Annotated in this window: 6 protein-coding genes and 2 pseudogenes; all 8 read right to left on the reverse strand. The window is 71.6% G+C overall.

The annotated features are described in order from the left end of the window. Positions 1 to 39: 39 nt before the first annotated feature. The 8 genes and pseudogenes from ACWD4J_RS31665 to ACWD4J_RS31700 all read right to left on the reverse strand — a co-directional run bounded on the left by ACWD4J_RS31665 (position 40) and on the right by ACWD4J_RS31700 (position 9,158). The gene (locus tag ACWD4J_RS31665) at positions 40 to 1,131 is read right to left on the reverse strand and encodes a ferredoxin reductase (protein WP_451398893.1); all 1,092 of its coding nucleotides are present in this window, start codon (positions 1,129 to 1,131) and stop codon (positions 40 to 42) included. Between the two features lie 497 nt (positions 1,132 to 1,628). Continuing rightward, positions 1,629 to 2,162, reverse strand: a complete 534-nt coding sequence (locus tag ACWD4J_RS31670; protein WP_451398906.1) for a DUF5994 family protein — start codon at positions 2,160 to 2,162, stop codon at positions 1,629 to 1,631. Positions 2,163 to 2,695: 533 nt separating this feature from the next. Next, positions 2,696 to 3,161, reverse strand: a pseudogene (locus tag ACWD4J_RS31675) (MBL fold metallo-hydrolase). Positions 3,162 to 3,229: 68 nt separating this feature from the next. Continuing rightward, positions 3,230 to 3,690 (reverse strand): annotated as a pseudogene (locus ACWD4J_RS31680) (zinc-binding dehydrogenase); the annotation flags it as partial. A gap of 72 nt (positions 3,691 to 3,762) precedes the next feature. Further along, on the reverse strand, positions 3,763 to 4,530 hold the full coding sequence (locus ACWD4J_RS31685) for a sulfite exporter TauE/SafE family protein (RefSeq protein WP_451398894.1): 768 nt from the start codon (positions 4,528 to 4,530) through the stop codon (positions 3,763 to 3,765). Positions 4,531 to 4,665: 135 nt separating this feature from the next. Continuing rightward, positions 4,666 to 5,487, reverse strand: a complete 822-nt coding sequence (locus ACWD4J_RS31690; RefSeq protein ID WP_451398895.1) for an NPP1 family protein — start codon at positions 5,485 to 5,487, stop codon at positions 4,666 to 4,668. A gap of 125 nt (positions 5,488 to 5,612) precedes the next feature. Continuing rightward, on the reverse strand, positions 5,613 to 7,829 hold the full coding sequence (locus ACWD4J_RS31695; protein WP_451398896.1) for an FUSC family protein: 2,217 nt from the start codon (positions 7,827 to 7,829) through the stop codon (positions 5,613 to 5,615). Between the two features lie 123 nt (positions 7,830 to 7,952). Beyond that, on the reverse strand, positions 7,953 to 9,158 hold the full coding sequence (locus tag ACWD4J_RS31700; protein ID WP_451398897.1) for an MFS transporter: 1,206 nt from the start codon (positions 9,156 to 9,158) through the stop codon (positions 7,953 to 7,955). Positions 9,159 to 9,264 lie beyond the last annotated feature (106 nt).

Raw genomic sequence — 9,264 nt, forward strand, 5'->3', positions numbered from 1 at the left:
TCGAGGCTCGACGAAGGCTCGAGGCTCGACAGATCGGCTCTACAGGTCGATGTGCACGGATCCACAGGCTGCCGACACGCAGGTCTGGATCAGATCGCCTGGCTCGCCGTGTACGTCGCCGGTCCGCAGGTCGCGGACCCGTCCGGCGGACAGCGGGCTGACGCAGCTGTGGCAGATGCCCATACGGCAGCCGCTGGGCATGACGACACCCGCAGCCTCGCCGACGTCCAGCAGGGGCGTGTCGGAGCCTGCGTCCGTCTCGACACCGCTCCGGGTGAAGCGCACCCGCCCACCGTGCCCGCCCGATCCACTGCCGGGCGCGGCCGGTGACGGCAGCCGGAACCGCTCCAGATGCAGCCGGCGCCGGGCACCCGCGCCGCGCCAGACCCGCTCGGCGAACGCGAGCAGCCCTTCCGGGCCGCAGGCCCAGGACTCGCGCTCTTCCCAGTCAGGGCACAGAGCGCCCAGGTGCACCCGATCCAACCGCCCTGCGCGGCGGGTGTGGTGCTCGTACAGCGTGAACCAGCTCTCGCGGGCGGCCATGGCACGGAGCTCACCACCGAAGACCACCCGGTCGGCGTCCGGCGCGCTGTGCACCAGCACGGTGTCCGGGCGGCGGCCCGTGCGTCCGGCGAGCGCGCGCAGCATGGCCACCACGGGAGTGATGCCGATACCGCCGGTCAGGAACAGGACGCGCGCGGGCGGCGGGCCGGACAGCACGAAGTCCCCCTGGACAGGACCGAGGCGCAGGGTTTCGCCGGGCCGGACCTGGTGGGCCAGGTGCGGGGACACCCGCCCGTCCCGGACCGCCCGCACTGTGATCGCGAAACGCCCGGAGCCCGGCGGGGTCGTGATCGAGTACGTCCGCCAGTGCACTGTGCCGTCGATGCCCACTCCGACCGGCACGTACTGCCCGGCCGCGCGATGCCCCGACCAGCCGCGCCCCGCCCGCACCACGAGCGTCGTCGCGTCCGCCGTCTCCGCCCGGACCAGCTCCACCCGGCCCGACGGACACCTGGCCGACCACAGGGGATCGACGACGGCCAGAAAGTCGTCAGGCAGCAATGGGGTGGTCAGCCGCCCGGCGCCGTGCCAGACGGGCCGTGCCAGGTGCCGGAGCACGCCGCCCATTCCGCCTCCCCGTTCCTCGACACTCTCCGATCACCTACGCTCACGCAGCCGTGGAGGACCGGCAAGCCGGGTTGCTCTTTCCCTTTCGGGCATCACCCTGGCGCCGGTGCTTTCGGGCATCACCCTGGCGCGAGTGCTGTCGGGGCATGATCGCTCCGCGACCGGGGGCTTACTCGCGCGCACCGACGGCGACCTCGCGGCGCCGGTGTGGACGCACATACAGCGCGATGCACATCCCGGCCACGGCTTGCCAAGCCCTTGTTCCCGGCATGTCCGACCGCCGGCCGTTCGGCGCCGCCTGCGGTTCCACGGCCGATCCCCGGCATGGCGGCGTCGTGGCGGAGTCTGCGACCGTGCGTCATGGCGAGTTTCTGAGACGGCGGGTCAGGGCGATTCCGGCTCAGGACGACCGGACCGCGACCATGGCACCGCCCCTGCGAGCGGTCTCCGTGGTCCGACTTCCTCGGCCGGAGGCCAAGAGCCCCGCCCCGCCGGGCTCAGCGGCGGGAAAGCGGCGGTCGTGCCCAGGCCCCGCCGTCCGTCTCCCACGCCTCTTCCCCGCTTCGGGCGTCGGTGACGTGGTCGGTCGCCTCCTCATCGGCCATCAGCCGGTCGGCCGCACGCCGGTTACCCACAGTCGCCGCGGCGGACATCAGCCGGGCGGCGGCGGCCGCACCCGTCTCCGGCGGGACCACCAGGAGGTTCCAGCGGCCGACGGTGTGGGAGAGCAGAACCACTGTGTGCGGGTGTTGTTCGTCCGTGAACCATCCCACGTGCACGATGTGCCCACTGACAGGGACCGTACGGGGGATGACGGGCCAGCAGACCGGGTTCACCGTGACACGGGTAACCAGGTCGCTGGGGCCGACGAGAGCGTCCGCCAGGGCCGGGAGTTCGCGGAAGAGGTTCCGGGAGCGGGGCCACCACGCGCCGTCCAACCGGCCCAGAACCGTGCTCGAGGGTGTCAGGGACAACCGGGCCGGCGGTGAGGGTGCGCGCTCACGCAAAGTACGGTCGATGGTCACGTTCACGACGCGGACCTGTCTCCGGCCCGTCTGCGACGACCCGGTGTCGTCGATCACCGGGAACGACACCAGCGTGGGAGCCGGTGTGCGAAGTACTCCCGGTGCCTTCACCCTACTCCGCTCCCCGACTGGCGAACGTGCGCGTCAGCGCGTTCCCGGCAGCGCCGCGATCTGCCGCGGCGCCGCGGACAAGCCGTGCACGTCGGTGCGCGCAGTACTGTGAACCTGCCGACGGATATCCGCCGTAGTCAACCATGTGTCCGTCGGCACGGGCGCCTCCCGTGACATCGGCAGCGAGCTGCCCGGCCTGATCAGCGCGCGCCTTCGGCACCGACCCGCTGTCCCCCGCCAGCAGGACCCCTGCGGGCCACGCCGGCTTCGCCCAGGGGCGGGCGGCAGCACAGGCGGTCGCCCCGCTGTGGAACAGCGATCAGTGACTCACTGGCCCCTGGCGATCCACGCCTGAAGGTGGGGCGCCTCGGCGCCGATGGTCCTGGACTCCCCGTGACCGGTGCGGACCACGGTGTCCGGCGGGAGGGTCAGGTGAGCAGCCGGTCCCGGATGGACCGGATGATGGTCGGGAAGCCCGAGTACGAGCGCCCGGTTGCGCCGGGGCCGCCCGCGAAGGGGGTGTCGCCCGTGAAGACCGTTCCAAGCCCGGGCGCGTGGAGCGAGATCGCTCCGGGGGTGTGACCGGGCGTGTGCAGCATCGTCAGTTCGGTGCCGGCCACGGTGATCTGCTGCCCGTCGGAGAGGTAGCGGTCCGGGTTCCGGTCGGGGGGGTGTGCTTCCACAGCAGCCGTCGTCGAGGTGGATCAGGACGGAGGCGCCGGTCGCGTCGGCGAGCGCGGGCGCGGCGTCGATGTGGTCGTTGTGGCCGTGGCTGCACACGATGGCCGCCACGCGCCGGTCCCCGACCGCCGCGGCGATGGCCTCGGTGTCGTGCGCGGCGTCGACGACGATGACCTCGTGGTCGTCGCCCACGATCCAGACGTTGTTGTCCACGTCTCAGGTGCCGGCGCCCAGACTGAAGGTGCCGGAGGTGACCAGGTGCTCGGTGCGGCCGACCGCCATCAGAAGACCACCACCGAGCGCAGCGCATCGCCGTGGTGCATCCGCTCGAAGGCCTGCTCCACCTGGTCGAGGGCGATGGTCTCGGTGACGAAGGCCTCCAGGTCCAGGCGCCCTTGGCGGTGCAGGCCGATCAGCATCGGGAAGTCCCGGGATGGCAGGCAGTCGCCGTACCACAAGGCCTTCAGCGCGCGGCGCACCCGAAGACGTCCAGCAGCGGCAGTTCCAGCTTCTTCTCCGGCGTCGGCACCCCGGCCAGCACCACGGTCCCGGCCAAGTCCTGGGCGTAGAAGGCCTGTTGATGCATCTCCGGTCGGCCCACCGCGTCGATGACCACGTCCGCGCCGAAGCCGTCGGTCAGCTCGCGGATCGCCTCCACCGCGTCGGCCTGGCGGGAGTTGACGGTGCGTGTGGCGCCGAGCCGCTGCGCTGTGGCGAGCTTGCGGTCGTCGATGTCCACCGCGTGAGGTTCGGGGCACGGACGGCTCGCCGAGGCATGCGCGCCACGGCTTCACCTTCGTGGGCAGCGCGGACGTCAGCCCGCCTCGTGCCACAGGGAGACGGCCAGGCCCAAGCCCGCCAGGGCGATGGCGATCCGCAGCGGATTCTCGGGAATTCGCCGGACGACGACCGGCCCCACCCGGCTGCCGACCAGACATCCGAGGCTGAGCGCCGCAGCGGCTCCCCAGTGGACCGGCGCGAGGAAGGCGTAGGCGATGGCCGCGGTGATGTTTGCCGCTCCGGTGGCTATGTTCTTCACGGCATTGGTCACCCGCAGTGGTTCGTTCGCCGACAGCGACAGCACTGCCAGCATCAGAACACCCGCCGCGGCCCCGAAGTAGCCGCCGTAGAGGCCCACCAGGAGAACTGCGCAGGTCAGCGGCGACTTCACGCGCAGTCCGCCGTCGCTCCGCTGCAGGCGGGTCGCCGCCAGTCGGCGGAGCGGCTCTCGGACCAGGATGAGCACCGATCCCAGGGCGATCAGCCAGGGCACGACGCGTTCGAACGCCGAGGACGGCGTGCCGAGCAGCAGCGCCGCGCCGACCGAGCCGCCCGCGGCAGCGAGGAGCGCTAGCCGCACGAGACGGCGGCGTTGGCCGCGAAGCTCCTCCCGCGAGCCGGCCGCGGTACCCACCGTGTTGGAGAACAGAGCCACGGTGTTGGTCACATTGGCGGCCACCGGTGGGAGGCCTGCGGCCAGCAGGGCCGGATAGCTGAACAGCGAGGCCAGGCCGGCGATCGAGCCGGCCAGGCCGGATGCGACGCCCGCCGCGGCGAGCAGGAGTACGGAGTCGGCCGCCACACGACCATCCTTTCTGAACGTGGACGGCCCATCCTCCTACCTCTCGTCCAAAATGAAAAACTATGTCTACATAGGGAGACAGCGTAGACGGCTCGACTGTACGCCCCGACCTTCGCTTGCAGCGGTCGCCCGGCCTCAGGCGTAGGGGTCGAACGAGATGCCGGCCGGCTTCGCGCTCGCGAGGTGGGCGTTGAAATTGCCGTCCTTGAGGCCGAAGTTGGCACTACCGAAATCGGCCTGGCTCAACTTGTCGCGGAGACCCGCGGGGTAGCCGTTCCAGCCGACCAGCGTGGGGAACTGCCACGTCTTGTAGTGGTTCTCCGGCGGCTCGTCGCCTGCGTTCGCGGCGCGGAAGCAGTGGGTGCTCGCACCGTCCTTGTGGTACACGATCTTGGGGTGCGTCCCGTCCCACCGGATCTGGTCACGGCTGTGGACGGTGAAGCTGCCATGGTTGGAGGTGGAGACGTACTGGGCCTGGTTGTTCTGGACCCACACCACGACATGCTCCCAGTCGTGGCGGTGCCCGCCGATGCTGCTGCCCGCCACGGCCTGGTCCTTCTCGAAGTAGAGGCCGTACATGATGGCGCACCAGCCGTTGTTGCACTTGTAGCGCGCGTATCCGTTGGTGTTGTCGAGGTCCGACGAGTCGCGACACTGGCCGTTGAGGGCTCCGGTCGGGTTGAGGCCGCCGTTCAGGGTGCCGTCGGGGCCGATGGCCGGGGTGGGGTAGCAGCCGTCCGTGTCGTAGTCGTAGGCCGGTTGGAACGTCTGCTCCAGGCTGTCCGCGTTGGCGGGCAGGGCTTTGGGAGGGTCGGCGAGAGCGCTGCCCGGAAAGGCGACGACCAGCGCGACGGCGCTGCCGAGTATGAGCGGGACCTTGCGCGTGAGCGATCGCCTCTTCACTGCGTCCTCCTGGTTGACCGCATGTGGGGGGGTAGGCAGCAGCCAGATTGGCATGCCCAGCTCACACTTGCGGGCGTCATTGACTACTTGAGCGTCAGGAGGTGTCAGATCGATGAAAGATCGGCCAACACGGGAAGAGATCGGGGGCAGTTGCGCGTCTCACGCAGCCAAGTCCCGGATCAGCCTTCGCCCTTGAGGGATGCCCCCGCCACGGCCGCGGCCGTGGCCTCGGTGATGCGGTCCAGGTCGACGGCCAGTCCCTGCAGCCATGCCTCGGCGTCGTAGTAGAGCGGCGGAGCCGGGGCGCCTTGCGGGCGGGTGTCCGCCTCGCCGGGCCTCGGACGGCCGGACCGCGACGTCGGCGGACGTGCGCCTGCGAGGAGGGCGCCGACCAGCTCGTACTGCACGGCCAGGGCGTCACCGTCCCGGGCCAGCCCCGCACCGTGGACAGGCCCGAGCGGCCGGACACTGTCCGTACTCCCCGGATCCAGCAGGCGCCGGGACCCGCTCAGGGCGTGGTGCCCGGCCATCAGCGCCGCCTGCCAGTCCGCCACCGCTGTGTCGGACCGCCGCGGTTCGCTCTGGTACTGCGCGTAGGACGACTCCGCCAGGAGCAGGGCGTGCTGCAGCGAAGGCCCGCTCCCCTGAACCTCCGTATGACTCGTGGCGAGGACCGACGTGGTGGAGCTGATGGTCGAGCCGATGGCGCGGAGCACCTGGGCCACGTCTCGGCGCAGCTCCTCATGGGCGCCCCGTGGCCAGGCGAGCAGCCCGATCACCAGCCCGATCACGCTGCCGGTGAGAACGTCGAGGAAGCGGACCTCGGCCAATTGCCAGGTGGCCGGCGCGAGCTGAGCGAAGACGAAGGACACGACCAGGGTGAACAAGCCCTGCGCCCATCCCGCACCGCGTGTCGGGCCGATCCAGAACGCGGCGAGCATGACCACCGGGAGTGCCACGGTGTAGGCCGTGGTGTTCCCTCCGACGTACACCAGAAGGACGGCGGCGGCCAGCGCGCCCAGCAGGGCTCCGATGAGGGCCTGGCGTACAACCGCACCCGTCTGCGCGGCCGTGGTGCGAATCAGGGTCAGAGCGGCCAGCATGGCCCAGAATCCGTGCGGGAGGGAGTCGACCCCGGCCACGGTACGCGCGGTGGCCAGGGCCAGGCTGACGCGCACCGCGTTCTGGAAGTACACCGAGCGGGGGCTCAGGTGCGCCATCATCCGGTGCGCCCACAGCTGGACCGTGCTGTGGCCCGCGTACCAGAAACTCGCGTCCTGTGTCCGGGCGGGTCTCCGGCGCCGTCCCAGGGCGAGATCGGCGGCCGTCGCCAGCGTCACCCCGGCATGGGCAGCCTCGATGAGCATCGCCTGACGGTGCATCACCGTGCTGGTCGTCGCGTGTGTCGCCCCGTCCGTGGGCAGCGTGCGGCGGCGCCGGTACAGGGCGAGGGCGTCCGGCAGCCGTCCCGGGCCGGCCGGGCGGCCGGTGCGCAGCGCGGCGGCGGTCCGCCGGGCCGACACCGTGATCTCGTGCAGAAGTTCGAGGGAATGGGGATGAAAACCCTGAGGTCCCGGCGCCGGCACCTCTTGCAGACGCGCGAGGAGGACACGGGCTGCCATGCCGGTGTGGGCGAGCGCCCGTTCGCGCGGTCCCGGTCCGGCCGGGCGCTCCGACTCGGGTACGTAGAAGGGGCGCAGCGCTTCACCGGCTGACCGCGCTGCGCTGCGCGACTCGTCCGACAGGGTCCACGGCGGGCGGGACAGCTCGGTCGCGCAGCGCGCCGCGGTCATGGCCGCGTGCCCCGACAGAGCCCGGTAGGACGTGGGAGGCGGGTCGGGCAGCAGCAGGCTCTCGGCGAGCACGAGCAGCAGGATGCCCAGCGTCATCCCGCTCAGCCGTTCCCCCAGTGTCTCCGGCGCGTAGGGAGGGAAGCACGGCAGGATGTACAGCAGTTGCAGGCCCGGAGCCGCCCCGGCCAGCCGGGGACCGGCCGCCGCCGCGAACGCCAGCAGGAAGCCGATCACCAGCATCCCCGCCACAGCCGCCCAGGTGTTCACCGCGAGCAGCGTCCCGGCCGTCACGAGGAGCCAGCCGACCGGGAGCACCCGGAGCACCACAACCGCACGCTGGCGGCCGGTGCCGGGGATACGGGAGAGGCCGGCCATCGCCACCGCCGCGAACAGGGCGTACGTGGCGGTGACCGGCTGGTGCAGACCGTAGAGGCAGACGTAGAAGGCGGCGACGGCCGCGATCGTCAGCCGGACGGCCCGCCGGGCCGCGCAGGCCGATGTGCCCGTGCCGTGCCGCAGTGCGGTGGCGGCCCTGCGCAGCGCTCGGGCGGGCCGCACACGTGCCCGGACGGTGGCACCGCCGCTGTCGGCCTCAGGGCCCATGGTCAGCATCCCTGCCCGCTCGTCGTCCTCCCAGGATCACATCCGACCCGAACCGCCGCACGAGCTTCGCCGGTCACCCCGACCACGACGGCGGGCGCCGCACAGGGCCGAGGCCGTGGGTCGTCAGGCCTCCGCGGGCGGCCGTCGCCACAGATAGCCGCCCGCTGAGGCGGCCAGCAACGTGACGCATCCCGCGAACACCAGGCCCGCGTTGCGCAGCCCCAGCGCCAACGTCAGGGCTCCGACCCCGATGACGGGCACCGAGATCCCCCCGTACGCGACGACGAAGAACGCGGAGATGGTGGCGCCCCTTCGGGTGTCGGGAGCTGCCGCGCTCACCACGGTCAGACCCGCCCGGAAGGCCAGGCCCTGTCCGATGCCGCCCGTCACGGCACCGACCAGCAGGACCGGCAACGACTCCAGCAACAGGGAGACCCCCACGAGCAGCAGGCCTGCCACCAGCACCAGGCAGCCGACGGGCAGGGCGCTGCGCGTCCCGACGCGGCTCATCAGCAACTGGCCGCAGGTCGAGGCACAGAAGGCGGAGAAGGCCACGGCGCCGGACACGGCGAGGTTGTGCTCGCCCAGCGTCCCGGCGAGGAAGGCGGGCGCGACCGCCGTGAACAGGCCCAGCAGCGAGAACCCGGCGAAGGCGGCGAGCGCGGAGGGCGCGAACACACCGCGCACCTGGGCGGGGACGACCATGCCCTGCGGCCGCAGCGGCGGCCTGGGCTTGCCGCGGTGCACGGTTTCGGGCAGCAGCCAGGTGACCGCCGCCGCGATCACCAGGAGCGCCAGATGGGTCAGGAAGGGCAGGTGCAGCGGCCACGGGGCGTATTCGGCGAGGACCCCCGCGGTCAGGGAGCCGAGTCCCAGGCCCCCCATGTTGGCCGCGGTCGCCGCGAATCCTGCGCGGGTGCGGCGCCCGGGCGGTGCGAGTTCCAGTACGGCCGCCGTGGCGGCACCGCTCAGCAGGCCCGCGGAGAACCCCGACAGGACGCGACCGGCGAAGAGCAGCGGCAGTCCGCTCTCCAGCAGAAAGCACACCGCGCTCAGCGCGGCCAGGCCCAGGGCGCACAGCAGGATCGGGCGGCGGCCGAGAATGTCGGAGAAGTCACCGGCGACGAGGAGGGCGGCGATCACGCCGACGGCGTAGACGGCGAAGACCACGGTGACGATGAGTTCGGAGAAACCGATCTGCTCACGGTAGAGCCCGTACAGGGGAGTGGGCAGGGTCGTACCCATCATGCCGACCGCGAACACGCCCGCGGCGGCCACGTATCCGGGCCGGACGGCGCCCTGCTGACGGCTCGTACCCTGACTGACCACATCTCACCCTAGCTAGGAGTGTCCTGAAGATCTTGGAATCGCGCCCGGCTTGCATCGGTTCATGACGATTGACATTTACTGGCAATCCGGGGCGAGCCGGGTGGTC

Source organism: Streptomyces sp. NPDC002577, from assembly GCF_053594815.1.

Coding starts and splice junctions, on each gene's coding strand:
- ACWD4J_RS31665 (WP_451398893.1), bottom strand. CDS start 1,131: ATGGGCGGCGTGCTCCGGCACCTGGCACGGCCCGTCTGGCACGGCGCC.
- ACWD4J_RS31690 (WP_451398895.1), bottom strand. CDS start 5,487: ATGCCAATCTGGCTGCTGCCTACCCCCCCACATGCGGTCAACCAGGAG.
- ACWD4J_RS31695 (WP_451398896.1), bottom strand. CDS start 7,829: ATGGGCCCTGAGGCCGACAGCGGCGGTGCCACCGTCCGGGCACGTGTG.